General features: G+C 66.2%; 13 protein-coding genes and 1 pseudogene. 9 read left to right on the forward strand and 5 right to left on the reverse strand.

From position 1 onward, the window contains the following. Positions 1-2,197: DNA-directed RNA polymerase subunit beta (gene rpoB, locus Pth03_RS40670; protein WP_203949870.1), on the forward strand; the 2,197-nt coding region annotated here is incomplete at its 5' end. A 160-nt stretch (positions 2,198-2,357) separates the two neighbouring features. Here rpoB and Pth03_RS40675 read toward each other — a convergent pair. Continuing rightward, a complete protein-coding gene (locus Pth03_RS40675; protein ID WP_203949871.1) occupies positions 2,358-2,666 on the reverse strand; it encodes a sulfurtransferase TusA family protein in 309 nt (102 codons plus the stop codon). 144 nt (positions 2,667-2,810) lie between these two features. Beyond that, positions 2,811-3,374 (reverse strand): TetR/AcrR family transcriptional regulator, encoded by a 564-nt coding sequence (locus Pth03_RS40680; RefSeq protein WP_203949872.1) that lies wholly within the window; start codon positions 3,372-3,374, stop codon positions 2,811-2,813. 77 nt (positions 3,375-3,451) lie between these two features. On the opposite strand from Pth03_RS40680, the gene Pth03_RS40685 reads away from it, so the two are divergent. Further along, entirely contained in the window at positions 3,452-4,021 is a 570-nt protein-coding gene (locus Pth03_RS40685; RefSeq protein WP_203949873.1) for a dihydrofolate reductase family protein, read from the forward strand. 26 nt (positions 4,022-4,047) lie between these two features. On the opposite strand, the gene Pth03_RS40690 is transcribed toward Pth03_RS40685, so the two are convergent. Both Pth03_RS40690 and Pth03_RS40695 read right to left on the reverse strand, forming a co-directional pair. Then, positions 4,048-4,479, reverse strand: coding sequence for a hypothetical protein (locus Pth03_RS40690; protein WP_203949874.1), 432 nt, complete (start codon positions 4,477-4,479; stop codon positions 4,048-4,050). Next, positions 4,476-4,679: a Rossmann-fold NAD(P)-binding domain-containing protein gene (locus Pth03_RS40695; protein ID WP_203949875.1), complete on the reverse strand. Its 204-nt coding sequence runs from the start codon at positions 4,677-4,679 to the stop codon at positions 4,476-4,478. Before Pth03_RS40695 ends, Pth03_RS40690 begins: the two co-directional genes overlap by 4 nt. 71 nt (positions 4,680-4,750) lie before the next feature. Between Pth03_RS40695 and Pth03_RS40700 the strand changes: the two are divergent. From Pth03_RS40700 to Pth03_RS40715, 4 genes and pseudogenes are all read left to right on the forward strand, one after another. Then, a pseudogene (locus Pth03_RS40700) lies at positions 4,751-5,158 on the forward strand (transposase); the annotation flags it as partial. A 309-nt stretch (positions 5,159-5,467) separates the two neighbouring features. Then, complete coding sequence (locus tag Pth03_RS40705; RefSeq protein ID WP_203949876.1) at positions 5,468-6,226, forward strand: hypothetical protein; 759 nt, start codon at positions 5,468-5,470, stop codon at positions 6,224-6,226. Further along, on the forward strand, positions 6,223-7,536 hold the full coding sequence (locus Pth03_RS40710) for a DUF4407 domain-containing protein (protein WP_203949877.1): 1,314 nt from the start codon (positions 6,223-6,225) through the stop codon (positions 7,534-7,536). The genes Pth03_RS40705 and Pth03_RS40710 overlap by 4 nt, the downstream gene beginning before the upstream one ends. Before the next feature lie 1,518 nt (positions 7,537-9,054). Then, positions 9,055-10,266: a low temperature requirement protein A gene (locus Pth03_RS40715; RefSeq protein WP_239119799.1), complete on the forward strand. Its 1,212-nt coding sequence runs from the start codon at positions 9,055-9,057 to the stop codon at positions 10,264-10,266. A gap of 52 nt (positions 10,267-10,318) precedes the next feature. Here Pth03_RS40715 and Pth03_RS40720 read toward each other — a convergent pair whose 3' ends face one another. Beyond that, entirely contained in the window at positions 10,319-11,221 is a 903-nt protein-coding gene (locus Pth03_RS40720) for an RNA polymerase sigma-70 factor (RefSeq protein WP_239119801.1), read from the reverse strand. A 340-nt stretch (positions 11,222-11,561) separates the two neighbouring features. Here Pth03_RS40720 and Pth03_RS40725 point away from each other — a divergent pair, with 340 nt between their 5' ends. From Pth03_RS40725 to Pth03_RS40735, 3 genes are all read left to right on the forward strand, one after another. Beyond that, positions 11,562-11,792: a hypothetical protein gene (locus tag Pth03_RS40725; protein WP_203949879.1), complete on the forward strand. Its 231-nt coding sequence runs from the start codon at positions 11,562-11,564 to the stop codon at positions 11,790-11,792. 77 nt (positions 11,793-11,869) lie between these two features. Further along, entirely contained in the window at positions 11,870-13,645 is a 1,776-nt protein-coding gene (locus Pth03_RS40730) for a ferritin-like domain-containing protein (RefSeq protein ID WP_203949880.1), read from the forward strand. An 80-nt stretch (positions 13,646-13,725) separates the two neighbouring features. After that, on the forward strand, positions 13,726-14,681 hold a 956-nt coding region (locus Pth03_RS40735), incomplete at its 3' end, for an alpha/beta hydrolase (protein WP_203949881.1).

Raw genomic sequence — 14,681 nt, forward strand, 5'->3', positions numbered from 1 at the left:
CCCCCTGTCCGGGCTGACGCACAGGCGGCGGCTGTCCGCGCAGGGTCCGGGCGGCCTGTCCCGGGAGCGGGCAGGTATGGAGGTCCGCGACGTGCACCCGTCCCACTACGGTCGCATGTGCCCGATCGAGACCCCCGAGGGCCCGAACATCGGCCTCATCGGCTACCTCGCCTGTTTCGCCCGGCTCAACGCCTTCGGCTTCGTCGAGACGCCGTACCGCAAGGTCGTGGACGGGAGGGTGACCGACCAGATCGACTACCTGACCGCCGACGAGGAAGATCTGTACGTGATCGCCCAGGCGAACTCCCCGCTGTCGGCGGACGGCGGGTTCGCCGAGCGGCGGGTGCTGGTCCGTACCAAGGGCGGCGAGTTCGAGTACGTCCGCTCGAACGAAGTGCACTACATGGACGTGTCGCCGCGGCAGATGGTGTCGGTGGCCACGGCGATGATTCCGTTCCTGGAGCACGACGACGCCAACCGCGCCCTGATGGGCGCGAACATGATGCGCCAGTCGGTGCCGCTGCTCAGGAGCGAGGCGCCTCTGGTCGGGACCGGCATGGAATACCGGGCGGCCACCGACACGGGCGACATGATCAGTGCCGGGAAGGCCGGCGTGGTCGCGGAGGTCGCCGCCGACTACATCACGATCTCGAACGACGACGGCACGAGCACGACCCATCGGCTGGCGAAGTTCAAGCACTCGAACCAGGGCACGAGCTTCAACCAGAAGCCGATCGTCTCCGAGGGCGACCGGGTCGAGGTCAACCAGGTCATCGCCGACGGTCCCTGCACCGACAACGGCGAGATGGCCCTGGGCAAGAACCTGCTCGTGGCGTTCATGCCGTGGGAGGGCCACAACTACGAAGACGCGATCATCCTGTCCCAGCGTCTGGTGCAGGACGACGTGCTCTCCTCGATCCACATCGAGGAGCACGAGGTCGACGCCCGCGACACCAAGCTGGGCCCCGAGGAGATCACCCGGGACATCCCGAACGTCTCCGAAGAGGTCCTGGCCGACCTCGACGAGCGCGGCATCATCCGGATCGGCGCCGAGGTGACCACCGGCGACATCCTGGTCGGCAAGGTCACCCCGAAGGGTGAGACCGAGCTGACCCCCGAGGAGCGCCTGCTCCGCGCGATCTTCGGTGAGAAGGCGCGCGAGGTCCGCGACACCTCGCTGAAGGTGCCGCACGGCGAGTCCGGCAAGGTCATCGGCGTCCGTGTGTTCTCCCGTGACGAGGGCGACGAGCTTCCTCCGGGTGTGAACGAGCTGGTCCGCGTCTACGTGGCCCAGAAGCGCAAGATCAACAACGGCGACAAGCTGGCCGGCCGTCATGGCAACAAGGGCGTCATCTCCAAGATCCTCCCCGTGGAGGACATGCCGTTCCTCGAGGACGGCACCCCGGTCGACATCATCCTCAACCCGCTGGGTGTCCCTGGCCGGATGAACGTCGGCCAGGTCCTGGAGACCCACCTGGGCTGGATCGCCGCCCGCGGATGGGACGTCTCCGGCATCCGGGAAGCCTGGGCCGATCGGCTGCGCGACAAGGGCATCGAAACGGTCGAGCCGGGCACCAACATGGCCACCCCGGTCTTCGACGGCGCCCACGAAGAAGAGATCATCGGGCTGCTCGACAGGACCGTCCCCAACCGCGACGGGGATCGGCTGGTGCAGCGCACCGGGAAGGCCCGGCTGTTCGACGGCCGCAGTGGTGAGCCGTTCCCGCACCCGATCTCGGTCGGCTACATCTACATCCTCAAGCTGCTCCACCTGGTCGACGACAAGATGCACGCGCGGTCGACCGGTCCGTACTCGATGATCACCCAGCAGCCGCTCGGCGGTAAGGCCCAGTTCGGTGGCCAGCGCTTCGGTGAGATGGAGGTGTGGGCCATGGAGGCGTACGGCGCGGCCTACGCGCTGCAGGAGCTGCTCACGATCAAGTCCGACGACGTGCTCGGCCGGGTGAAGGTCTACGAGGCGATCGTCAAGGGCGAGAACGTCCCCGAGCCGGGCATTCCGGAGTCCTTCAAGGTCCTCATCAAGGAGATGCAGTCGCTGTGCCTCAATGTCGAGGTGCTGTCCAGCGACGGCACGTCCATCGAGATGAGAGACACGGACGAGGATGTCTTCCGCGCTGCGGAGGAACTCGGCATCGATCTGTCCCGGCGTGAGCCGAGCAGCGTCGAGGAGGTCTGAGCGCCTTACGGCTTGGTATTCGGGCCCCGGCCGCGATCGCCATCCGGGGCGCCTTCGTCACGAACCGTCCCGCCGGTACACGACCGGCCGGGACGGCGTGGCGACGTCCACCTGAAACGGCCGGCGTCGGCTAGTCCCGGGCCCCTCGTGTACCCAGAGTTCAGGTGCGGTTGAGATGCCAGGGCGCGTGTGAGTGCGTTGGCCGCGCTGTGGCGCAGACCTGCACGGCGTAGGCGGTGCCGGCGGGAACCGGGCCGAGGTAGGTGTGGCCGGTCAGGTGGCACCAGGCGGGCAGGTCGATCGGGGCGGCCGGGTCGCTGGCGATCAGATGAACGACGGTGCCCGGTTCCAGGCCGTCCACCAGACGGCGTAGCTCGATCAACAGCTGAACGCAGCGGCGATCGCCGCCGTCGAGCACGATCGGCTCGTCGTCGTGGCTGCGGCCCTGTGGCTTCTCCGGTGGCAGCATGTTCCTCCATGGATCCGTGGAAACAGTGTAGAAAGCGCGGTAGACGAGGTAACGAGGAGACCACCCCGCGGATCACCCGAGTGGACTGTCTTTCGCTTCGGTCGCCTCGACCACGGCAGATACGGCCGGCCCGGCTGGTCCGGGTCAGAGCAGCCCGTCGACCAGCGCCTCGACCACCTCGTCGGTGGGGGTGTCGGGGTCGATCGAGACGGTGAGCCGGTCGAAAAGCAGGCCGTCGACGGCGTAGTGGAACAGCGCGATCTCCGCCGGGCCGCCGGGCAGGCCGGCGGCCTCGTTGTAGGCGACGTCGCCGCGGAAGCCCTCCAGGAGGACGCCCCGCATCAGGTCCGCGACCTCGGGGCGCCGTGCCGCCTCCAGCCGCAGCTCGAACCACGCCAGCGTCACCTCCGGGTGGGCGCTCAGCCGGCGCACGATGTCGCGCAGATGGCGGCCGAACGACGCGCGGCCGGGCGGGTGGGAGGCGAGCTCGGCGAGCACCTCCGGGTCCGGGGCCAGGCGCTCGCTGATCCGGGCGACCAGGCCCTCGAGCAGTTCGGCGCGGGAGCGGAAGTAGTTGGACGTGGTGCCGGTGGGGGCGCCGCACTCGGCGTCGACGGCGCGGTGGGTGAGACCGCGGGAGCCCTCGCGCGCCAGCACCGCGATGCCGGCGTCCGCCAGTTCCGCCCGTCGTCCTGCGTTGCGTGCCACGGCATCGAGGGTAGCGCAACCACGACTGCTGTAGTACTTTTCTCGCAATCACTACAGCTGCTGTGAATGGAGTCGGGATGCGAGAGCTCACCTACTACGTCGCCGTCTCGCTCGACGGCCGGATCTCGGGCCCGGGCGACGACTACTCGGCGTTCCCGGTCGAGGGCGACCACATCGAGATGATCAAGAGTGAGTACCGCGACACCCTGCCGACGGTGGGGCTGCAGATGCTCGGCCTCACCGCCGACGGGTCGCGGTTCGACACGACGCTGATGGGCTGGAACACCTATGCCGCGGGCCTCGAGCACACCCGCGACCCGTACCCGCACACCCGTCAGTACGTTTTCTCGCGCACCCGCGGTCCGGACGACGTCCCCGGTGGAATCACGCTCACCGACGAGGATCCGGTCGACGTCGTCCGGCGGCTCAAGAAGGAGGAGGGCACAGGCATCTGGCTCTGCGGCGGCGGCCTGCTTGCCAGCGCTCTCGTCGATGAGATCGACAGGCTGGTTCTCAAGGTCAATCCGATCGTGCTCCAGGAGGGCACCCCGCTCTTCGCCGCTCCCTACGCCCCCCACACCTTCCGTCTCGAGCGCAGCACGCCGTACCGATCCGGCGTCATGGTCAACGAGTACGTGCGGGCGTAGCCCTTGTCGCCTTAAGCGGTGTTTCGCTACCGCTGCGACCGACACGTCTGCAGGTGACCGTCCGCCGGATCCTGCTGAGGTGTCAGCGGTGGCGGCGGGGCCAACCGGCGCAACGCGTCGATGGTGGTCTCCGGTGAGGTGTTGAAGCAGAACACGATGCCAGGGACGAGCCGGATGAGCAGGTTCACCAGCCGTTCGAACAGCAGGGTGTGGTCCGGCGCCATCCGCAGGCCCGCGCCGATCATGACGGCCTCGACCGGTCGCGCGGCCACGCACTCGCGGACCTTCTTCTCCGCCTCATCCGGGTCGGCGGAGACCTGGCACGCCACGATGTCGAACCCGGCCTCGTGCAGTGCCGCCTCGCCCGCCGCGATTCGTGCCGTCAGCGTCTCCTCGTCGAGGCCGGGGTAGCGGCTGTAGTCGATGGCGCTCGGGTGCAGTCCCAGCGACAGGGTCACCACGGCACGATCCCCTTTCGGTCGAAGAAGCCACCGGTCGGGCCGTCCGGACCGATCCCGGCCAGCCGGACGATCGCGTCGGTGCCCTCGGCCACCGTCTGGTGGCCCTGGTGGTTGGTGAGGTCGGTCGCGGTGTAGCCAGGCCCCACGGCGTTGACGTTGATGCCGTCCAAGGCGCGGGCGTACTGGTTGGTGATCATGTTCAGGGCCGCTTTCGACACGGGTGCCCGAGTTGCGGGGGTACCAGGCCGGCCAGGTGCGTTTCGCCGGACACGCCGAAAGATCCTGTCCCGCTGGAGAACTTGTGCGCGCTCAGCATGCCTGGGTGATCGACACCCTTGCGGCCAAGTACGCGGCCGCTGCCGACCACCTCGACCAGGCCCGCGAGGACCTGCTCGCGTTCGCGCAATTCCCTCGCGAGATCTGGAAGCAGATCTGGTCTAATAACCCCCAAGAACGGCTGAACAAGGAGATCCGCCGCCGCACCGATGTCGTCGGGATCTTCCCGGACCGGGAAGCGATCATCCGCCTCGTCGGCGCCGTGCTCGCCGAGCAGACCGACGAATGGACCGAAGCCCGCCGCTACATGGGCCTGGACGTCCTGGCCAAAGCCCAGCTGCGAGTGATCCCGGGCGACACACCGAACCAGCAACAGCTACCAGAGACCCTCACCGCTTAACCTGCAGAAACGGATCACGCGGAGGTCGGCTCGTACGCCACCCCGCTGGATGTGACCGGGATATCGCCGAATGGGGCAGGTCCCTGTCGCTCGCCGAGGGCGTCGAAGCGTGAAGCCAGCCTATTTCACATCACCCGTCAAGCCTTGCGGTATGTCGCCCGCGGCGGCGACTGGTCACGGTGACGTCCGCCTCGTTCTTGGTGACTCCGAGTAAGCCATCGAAGCGTGTGGTCGTGAGGCTGCCCGTCCGGTTAGCTTCAGTTTGGTAGGCGTCTACAATTCCCCGCTCGGGTCGGGCAGACTAGCCCCATGCTCCAGTTTAGATGGCTATGGCGGACTTTGATTATCGCCTTTCCCACCGCGCCGGTGACTCTAGCTCAACTCAACCTCCCTCAGGGATATTGGGCGGATAAGGGATGGCTTCTCTACATAAGCGTGATCCTGCTCGTTCTGGGAGTCAGTTCATCCATCATCGGTGAGATCGCGGCGAGCCTTCAGGCGGCCGCAGTTCGGCGCTTTCACGATGAACTCAATCGAGTGCTTCTAGCCGCATTGATCTCTGTCACGCTGAAAACGGAGTCCGACATGTTCAAAGTGGGCGTCCATGCGTTCCGGATCAGCAGAGGCCCCTTCCGCCGCCGCCTGATCAACATTGGCAGCGTGCGGCTAGGCAGCGAGCCAAGGATGATAAACCCTCGCTGGACGCGCGGAAAGGGCGTGGTCGGCCGCGCCTGGCACGAGGCTCAGTGCGTGGGAGTCCGTTGGGACAGGCTCTACGAAGAGGCACAAAAGCAAGGGCGTGAGGCCTGGGGAAACAGAACCCGCATTGACCGGTTCGGACTCAACTGGCAAGAACTCTGGCTGACCGGCGGCTACTGCACGATATTAGCGGCGCCAATCGTCGATGCGGCCACCGGGACGGTCACCGGCTGTTTAGCCCTCGATTTCCCTTATGACTCGGCCGAGCTCCTGACACCGGAAATGCAGGTGACCCTCCGCGATGTCACTACCAAATTACAGGAGATCGCCGCGCCTCCGCTCGTCTGGACAGGAGTGCTAACGCGATGAACGAGGAATTCATGGAGCGGGCCAGGCCGTTACCACAGAACACGGTGTCGCCTGAATTCGAGGAACTGCTCGACCGGCTGAGCGCCATCCACCGGCCAGAGGTAGATGACGTCTCTCGTTCCCTTCTATCGACCTTGACGCGATCACAGGCATCGCGCGGTGGAGCCGAACCTGGAGGCGAGTACGGCGCATCGTCAAGCTCTAATGTCACCGCGTTATCTTCCCGCAGGAGAGGGCGGGCCCTTTTGTGGCTCGGCGGCGTCGACCCCGACGTGGTCCGGCATCTCCCGATGCTTCGGCTGCGCTACCAGGCGATCGGTACGGCGGTGCTCGTCTCCGGGCTTATTTCCGGAGCCTCGCTGTGGTACAGCCTCACCTATCTGCTAAACCTGCGACCGGTGATCGGTGTCACTGTGGGGATCATACTCGCCCTGTTCGATGTCGCCCTGACTCGGCTGCTACTTGTCGCGGAAGCGAACCAGCGCTCGTTTGGAATGCGTCTGCTACATGCACTTCCCCGGGTACTTATCGCGTTCGCAATCGCTTTTGGAGTCTCAACTCCGCTGCTTATGCAGGTATTCGCCGCCGAGGTGGACTCTGCTCTGAATCAGTCACGAGCCGCCCGGATCGCGGCATTCTCCGCGACCCAACAACGCGATCCAAAACTGATCCAACTGGAAACCAGCATCCTTGAAACCCAGAAAGCCATCTCAAGTAATATCGATTGCGCATTCCGGCAGTTTGGCAACTCATCGCCCAATTCCGTCGATCCGAAATGTGACACCAAGCCAGGAGCGTCGACGGGAGAAGCTGGGTTCGCGACTACCCAGAAGGCGTTGCTCGACTTTACGCAACAGATTTCCGACATGCGAATCCAGCATCAGGCCGAGCTCGCACGTTACACCGCACAGGTGAATCGGCCCCCTGGCCTGCTGGAGCGGATCGATGCATTGACATCGTTCCGCACCAACAGTTCGACAGCCCGGAACATCTTCTTCGCCCTTCTCTGCGTCATCGCCCTACTAGAAAGTCTCCCTGTGATCATCGGGTTACTCTCCCCTAGGACGGCGTACGACCTCCTGCTCTATGCCGAGGAACGGGTGGCCACCCTACGAGGCGAAGCCGAGATCGCCGCTCGGACGAAAATCTCGGAACGATTGCTGCGCCCTGATTCGGACAGCATTGATATCCAGTCCATCGACACTGTTGTCCGGAGCGCCGTTGATTCCTCGGTCCAGGCAGTGCGGAGCGAGATTCGGAGCGAGATTGTCGACTTCGCGGCAGAGAGAGAACGACGCAGAGCCGCCTGAACGGCAGGGAAGCCTGACGGCCGCTGGAAAGTGGTGAACAGATTTCCCTGGGGTGGGCTTTAAATAACGCGCCGAGTCAATCAGCCGCATCGCTCCGGCATTTCATGCATGTACCAGGACGCATGGCTGTCTGGTCGGGGCCGGGTGGCGGTCCGCTCCCATGTCCGCTTGCCATCTAGTGGCTAGAGCGATCGGCTCGGACCGCGCGGGTTATGCGCAGGATGATCTCCCGCTACTTTCTGTCAGTTCGAGACGTAACCGCAGGTCAGCGCGTGCAAGTCACCCAGATTCGCAGTGTTCTTGAAAGCCGCCATGTCTAGCGTTGTCCCAGGAATTGCGGTCTCATCTCGTCTCTGCCCTGGCGGCTCTGCTCGCTTGGCGTCCTTGGTCGCCATTCGTCCACACCATCGTTCCTCGGGTCCGTGGCCGGTGGCTTGTCCATGTTCGGAAGTTTCGGATGGCGACGCTTTCGGACACCCACCATTCGTCGAAGGGGCCGGAAGCTTCGCGGATCAGGCTCAGTCCGTCGATTCGGCTGGCCAAGTCGATGCCGAACCGGCTCGGTGCCCATGGTTCCAAGCTGGATGACCATGGATCCCACTGGGACACCGCGTCCATCACTGCGTGTGACTCGATGAGGTGCGTGACCGATGATGCGACTTCAAGGAACGGCCCACCGTCGCTGACCCCCATTCGCCCGTCGGTGTGGATGAGGAACCGAACCGGAGACGACACGTGCTCACCGATCCAGTCGAAGTACCAGCCACAGCGATCCGACCACGCGTTAGCCGCAAGATCGAAATCCCACCGCCTCATCATGTCGTGGCGCGTTTTGTCTAAGATCACGCTTCGCCGTACGTCATAGCGGAGCCCACCGAACTTTTCCGCGAACCCTTCGCGACGGATCACGAGTTCGAACGGGGCGAGAATCGGCCGGCCAGACGAGTCGCGGACTTGCATGAAGTCCGTCGGGAGCCCGATCCGAGCGGAGGTTTCGCGTCGGGCTGTCCGGCGAAGGAAGGCCTGTGCTCGCGCGGAGAAGCCTCCGAGATCGTCGAGCAAATGTACCACATGACTTCCTCATGGAAGTGGTGAGCGACTTGCGAACCTGATGGCAATGGCCACCCTATAACGACACGAAGAGGCGTGGCTGGTGCGATCACTGCCGCGGCCCACCTCCGTCGGGCCTTGCCGCCGGGGTAACCATGGTCGAGGTGACAGCAGCGTCCCCACACGCGAGCAGATGTCGGCTACTGTCCACGCCCCTCTGATCACAGGTTCCCGTCCAAGCAGGTTGGCCTGCCTGAAATGCGGACGGTCAGAGTGGCAAGGCCGATCCTGCCTTCGGTGCTGGACGCGTTGACGGCGACCTCGACTTGTGGCGCTTGTGTTTCGCCTTTCGGCGCTGGGTTGTCACAGATCGGCATGCTGCGCTGTCTCACACGGTACGGACTCACCAGAAGCGACGGGAGCGAGACCTTGCCACCAGCCAGCACGACGTGGCGGATCCGAGTACGGATGAGCGCTCGTCCCATCGACGAGCCGCACCGCGTCTCGAGTCAGCTGGAGCTCCTGTTCGACCTGACCTTCGTGGTCGCGGTGGCGGCCGCGACTGCCCAGCTCGCGCACAACATCGCCGGCGGCCATGGACTGGCCGGGGTTGTCCCGTTCCTCGAGGTTTTTTTCGCGATCTGGTGGGCTTGGATGAACTTCACGTGGTTCGCCTCGTCCTACGACACCGACGATGTCGCCTACCGGCTGCTGACCATGGTGCAGATGGCCGGGGTGCTGGTGCTCGCGGCCGGTGTGCCGGCTGGGGCCGGTCGCGGCGATTTCGGTGTCGTCACGCTGGGCTACGTCATCATGAGGATGGCGCTCGTCGCCCAATGGCTGCGGGCCGGTCTCGAAGACCCGGCGAGCCGTCGCACCGCACTGCGCTACGCCCTCGGCATCAGCATCCTGCAGGTGGGGTGGATACTCCGCTTCCTCGTCGCGGAGGCGGGCGCCCTGCCCTCATGGTGTGAGCTGCCGTCCTTCGTCTTCCTGGCCGTCGTGGAACTCATGGTGCCACTGTGGGCGGAACGGGCCAGGGCCACCAATTGGCACCCGCACCACATCGCCGAGCGCTACGGCCTTTTCACGATCATTCTGCTCGGTGAGAGTGTCCTCGCCGCGAGCAGGGGAGTCGAAGGCGCGCTGGGCGCAGGTGAGGTCACCAGTCCCTTCGTCGTCATCGCCGTCTCCGGCCTCGTTTTGCTGTTCGCTCTTTGGTGGCTGTACTTCCTCGTACAGGCCGGTGAGGGTCTCAGTGACCGTCGGCATCGGTCCTACCTGTGGGGATACGGCCACTACGGCATCTTCGCGGCCCTGGCAGCCCTCGGCGCCGGACTTGAAGTGGCGGTGGAGCAGACCGGGCACGAGCTGGGAGCATCGCCTCTGACATTGGGCTACGCCGTCGCCATCCCGGTCGCTTTGTGCCTGACCCTGTTTTGGGCGGTACACGCGCGTATCGTCGCAGAACCCGTCATGTTTCCCGCTGTGGTCCTCGGCTGCGTCACCACCATCCTGTTGCTGCCGCTCGCGACGCCCTGGATCGGCGTGGCCGCCGTGGTCGGGGCGATCGCGGGCATCTGCGTCCTTCTGGTCGCTGTCACGATCGCAGCTAATGCGGATCGGGGCCGACGCTGGAATGCGCCCGCACCTCCCCAGCTCCGGGGAGCCGTAAATTAGCCGGACGGCGCAAGCCGCTTGCCGGGCCATGACCTTCCATGGCCTGCGGCGGTCAAGCTACGGCCGGCACTGCGGTGATCTTGGCGGGGTTCATCATCCACAGCACCTGGTCGATGCCCTCCTCCGAGGCGTCGACGGTGAGGACTGTGAACACCTGTCCGTCGCGGCTCAGCAGCGCGGAGGTCTGACCGTTCGTGCTCGCCCACGACACGTCGACTCCGGTCCAGAAATGGCCCGCGAACGCCCTGACGTACTTCGCCACCCGCGACGCGCCCGCTACGGGGATGCGCGAGGCGCGTGCGGCGCCGCCGCCGTCGGAGTAGCTGGTCACGTCCGCGGCGAAGAGCTCTTCCAGCGCGCTCAGGTCGCCGGAGCGGGCGGCGGTGACGAAGGCAGTGAGCAGTCTGCGTTGTTCGGCTTTCGTCACGGATGTCCGCCGCTCGACGAGCACGCGCTTACGGGCCCTGCTGACCAGTTGGCGTACCGCCGCTTCGCTGAGCTGGATGATGTCGGCGATCTGCCGGTAGGGGTAGTCGAATGCCTCCCGCAGCACATACGCCGCACGTTCGGTGGGGGAGAGCCGCTCCAGGATCAGCAGGACGGCGAACTCCAGAGCTTCGCCGCGCTCGGCGCCGAGGTGCGGATCCGCGCTGGTGTCGACGGGTTCGGGCAGCCACGGGCCGATGTATGTCTCGCGGCGGACGCGTGCGGACTGGGCGGCGTTGATGGCAAGCCGCGTTGTCACCGTCGCCAGGAAGGCGGCCGGGTTGTCCACCGTGGCGCGGTCATAGCTCTGCCAGCGCAGCCACACGTCCTGCAGCAGATCCTCGGCTTCGGTGACGCTGGCCAGCATCCGATACGCGATCCCGAACAGGCGCGGCCGCAGACTGGTGAAAACCGCGAGGGCCTCTTCGATCTCTTCCGGACCGCCCGATTCGGTGTCCGCCACTGCCATGGCCTCCCCCTGGTCCGTCCCTCGCCTCGTGGGTGGCCACGTCTCGGCCCCCTTCATGTGTTCTCAACGCATATCACTCGCAGCGAAGTCCGCGAACGGAGACCAGGCCGGATCCCCTGTGCGCAGGGGCCGCATCGGCCACACGACGCTGCGTACGGATGATCGTCGTCGATGGGCTTGATCGGCAGTCTGAAAAAGATTTCACGACAGCTGTCACAAGCCTTGGGGGCTGTCCTGTCTTAGCTGGCGACCGGTTGGCAAACAGGTGCGCCGGCGACGCCACGCCGTCAGCCGGGGGCGGCCTGCTGAACATCCACCCACGCCCACGTATGGAGGAACGATGAACGCTCCGAACGGCGAAGACGGATTTCTGTACGAGCTCGAGGTCGAGGTCGAAGAGGAAGTGACCCAGATCGAGTCGAGCCGTCCAGAGGAGGTCATGAACCTGCCGGTCACCGACTGGCAGTTCGATCCGACGGACGTCGAGCGTGAGGAAGTCGGCCTGCGGGGCCTGCTCGGCGCCGTCGAGGCGCTGGAGGGCGACCACCGGCCAGACGATCACCGCGCGTGACGAGTCCGAGCACCCGCCCGGGGCCCATCTGGCTCCGGTGAGATCCGTCCCCGTCAGACAGCCGAGGCAGACACCGTATGAAACACACAGAGCAAGCCGCTTCTGGCTCGGCGGCTCGGATCGACACGCTCGACAGCCTCCGCGAGCATCTGCAGTGGGCGATCGAGCTGGAACACGCGACCTTGCCGCCGTACCTGTGCGCGCTCTACTCGCTCGACCCGGAGCGGAACCCGGACGCCGTCGAGGTGGTGGGCAGCGTCTTCATCGAGGAGATGTTGCACCTGGCGCTGGCGGCGAACCTGCTCAACGCGGTCGGCGGCAGCCCGCGGCTGGACATGCCGGAGATGTTGCCGCCGCATCCCCGGCCGATGCCGCACGGCGACCGGTCCCTGGAACTGTCACTGCTTCCGTTCGGTGCGGAAGCGCTGGAGATGTTCCTGCGGATCGAGCAGCCGGCGCCGCCTGGCGCTGCGCCGGAGAGCGACGGCTACGAGACGATCGGGCAGTTCTACGCCGCCATCGAACAAGGACTGCGCCACCTGTGTGACCGGCTCGGTGAGCAGGCAGTCTTCAGCGGCGATCCGGCTCGGCAGGTGAACTCCGGCCATTTCCGGCATACCGCCGGGCAGCTGATCGCGGTCACGGATCTGGCCTCCGCGCTGGCAGCGCTGGAGGAGATCGTCGAGCAGGGCGAAGGCACTTCCCGAGGCGAGGTCTGGGACGGCGACCAGGACGTCTTCCATCCCGATCGGGACGAGGTGGCGCACTACTACCGGTTCCAGGAACTCAAGGCCGGGCGGCGCTACCGGCGCGGCGACACCCCGCAGTCCGGGCCCACCGGCGAGGAGATCTCCGTGGATCTCGCCGGCATCCGTCCGATGCGGCACAACCCACGGCCGGCTGACCATGCCCCGGGCAGCGAGATCCGTACGGCCCAGGACGAGTTCAACCACACCTACTGCGCCATCCTGCATCTGCTCGAGCAGGCCTTCAACGGCAGCCCGAGGCTGCTCGCGGTCGCCACCGGCACCATGTACGCGCTGAAGGCCCAAGCCCAGGCCCTGATGCAGATGCCCGACGAAGGAGGCACGACAGCCGGCCCCACCTTCGAATACGTCGCGCCCGACCTGCGCCGGTGGAGCGTCGGAGACAGGCAGCGGATCGTCGTCCTCCGTGACGGCCCCTACGTCGTGTACGGAGGCGTCCGGCTCCGGCGCAAGCGCAAGATCGTCTCTGCGGAGAACAACGCGCTGACCTGGAAGACCGGCGAACCCCTGGAGACCGAGGACACCTACGCGCTGTGCCGCTGCGGCCACTCGGGCTCCAAACCGTTCTGCGACGGGACCCACGCAGTGATCGGGTTCGACGGTACGGAGACCGCGGGTGTCCGACCGTACAAGGAACTGCAGCACGTGCACGACGGGGTGGGGATCTCGGCTCAACGGGTGGGGGAGCTGTGCATCCACGCCGCCTTCTGCATCGGACGCACCAGGCCGATCGCCGAGATGCTCGCCGACACCGGTGACAGCGACGTGCGATCCAACGTCATGGGCCGTATCGATCACTGCCCCTCCGGCTCCTACAGCTACGCCCTGCAACGCGGCGGCGACCTGATCGAGCCCGACCTTCCCCAGGCCGTCTCGATCCTGGAGGAAGAGGACGGGCTGGCCAGCGCGCTGTGGGTCACCGGTGGGGTGCCGGTCCTGCGGGCGGACGGCCGGCCACTGGAGACCCGCAACAGGATGACGTTGTGCCGCTGCGGCCATTCGGCCAACAAACCACTGTGCGACGGAACCCACCGGAAGATCGACTTCCGCGAGGAGACACCGGAGCCCGCAGGCGATCAGCGGTAGGGCCCGCCACATCTCGCCGTTCACGAGGCGGTCGGCGCATCCGCCGTCCGCCCATTCACCACGCATGAAGGAGAGACATCATGAGCAGCCACGTTCTGGAGCCGGCGGCGCAGGAGTTCGCCGACGCGGCGTCCCGGCCGCCCTTCCTCTACGAGCTGGAGCCCGACGGCGCCCGTAAGGTGCTGGACGACATCCAGGCTGCCCCGATCGACAAACCCGACGTCGACGAGAAGTGGATCACCGTGCCTGCCGAGGTCGGTGACGTGCGCGTCCGGATCGTCAAGCCCGTCGGAGCGGCCGGAACGCTGCCGGTCGTCCTTTACGTCCACGGGGGCGGATGGGTGCTGGGCAACACCGGCACCCACGACCGCCTCGTCCGCGAACTGGCCGTCGGTGCCCGTGCTGCGGTTGTCTTCGTCGAGTACGACCGCTCCCCGGAGGCGCTCTACCCGGTCGCGATCGAGCAGGCGTACGCCACCGCCCGGTGGATCACCCGGAACGGGGCGGAAGAGGGCCTGGACGCCTCCCGGCTGGCCGTCGCCGGCGACTCGGTCGGCGGCAACATGACCGCCGCGCTCACCATCCTCGCCAAGCGGCGCGGCGACGTGACCTTCGTGCACCAGTCGCTGTACTACCCGGTCACCGACGCCGCGCAGGACACCGGCAGCTACCGCGAGTTCGCCGACGGCCCGTACCTGACCGCGAAAGCCATGGCGTGGTTCTGGGACGCCTACACGACCGACCCCGCCGAGCGTGCCGAGATCACCGCCTCACCGCTGCGCGCCACCCTCGACGACCTGGCCGGACTGCCGCCCGCGTTCGTCATCGTCGACGAGAACGACGTGCTGCGCGACGAGGGCGAGGCCTACGCCCGCAAGCTGACCGAGGCCGGGGTGCCCACCACCAGCGTCCGTTACAACGGCACCCTGCACGACTTCATGATGCTCAACCCCGTCCGCGGCACCCGTGCGACCGCCGCGGCCATCGCCCAGGCCATCGAGGTCATCAAAAGCGCTTTGAACACCGGAAAGGCACG

This window comes from Planotetraspora thailandica, from assembly GCF_016863335.1.
Taxonomy (GTDB): domain Bacteria; phylum Actinomycetota; class Actinomycetes; order Streptosporangiales; family Streptosporangiaceae; genus Planotetraspora; species Planotetraspora thailandica.

Excerpts from the sequence above, each read along its gene's own strand:
- Pth03_RS40675 (WP_203949871.1), bottom strand. The coding sequence starts at position 2,666 with ATGCTGCCACCGGAGAAGCCACAGGGCCGCAGCCACGACGACGAGCCG.
- Pth03_RS40685 (WP_203949873.1), top strand. The coding sequence starts at position 3,452 with ATGCGAGAGCTCACCTACTACGTCGCCGTCTCGCTCGACGGCCGGATC.
- Pth03_RS40695 (WP_203949875.1), bottom strand. The coding sequence starts at position 4,679 with ATGATCACCAACCAGTACGCCCGCGCCTTGGACGGCATCAACGTCAAC.
- Pth03_RS40705 (WP_203949876.1), top strand. The coding sequence starts at position 5,468 with ATGCTCCAGTTTAGATGGCTATGGCGGACTTTGATTATCGCCTTTCCC.
- Pth03_RS40710 (WP_203949877.1), top strand. The coding sequence starts at position 6,223 with ATGAACGAGGAATTCATGGAGCGGGCCAGGCCGTTACCACAGAACACG.
- Pth03_RS40715 (WP_239119799.1), top strand. The coding sequence starts at position 9,055 with ATGAGCGCTCGTCCCATCGACGAGCCGCACCGCGTCTCGAGTCAGCTG.
- Pth03_RS40720 (WP_239119801.1), bottom strand. The coding sequence starts at position 11,221 with ATGGCAGTGGCGGACACCGAATCGGGCGGTCCGGAAGAGATCGAAGAG.
- Pth03_RS40725 (WP_203949879.1), top strand. The coding sequence starts at position 11,562 with ATGAACGCTCCGAACGGCGAAGACGGATTTCTGTACGAGCTCGAGGTC.
- Pth03_RS40730 (WP_203949880.1), top strand. The coding sequence starts at position 11,870 with ATGAAACACACAGAGCAAGCCGCTTCTGGCTCGGCGGCTCGGATCGAC.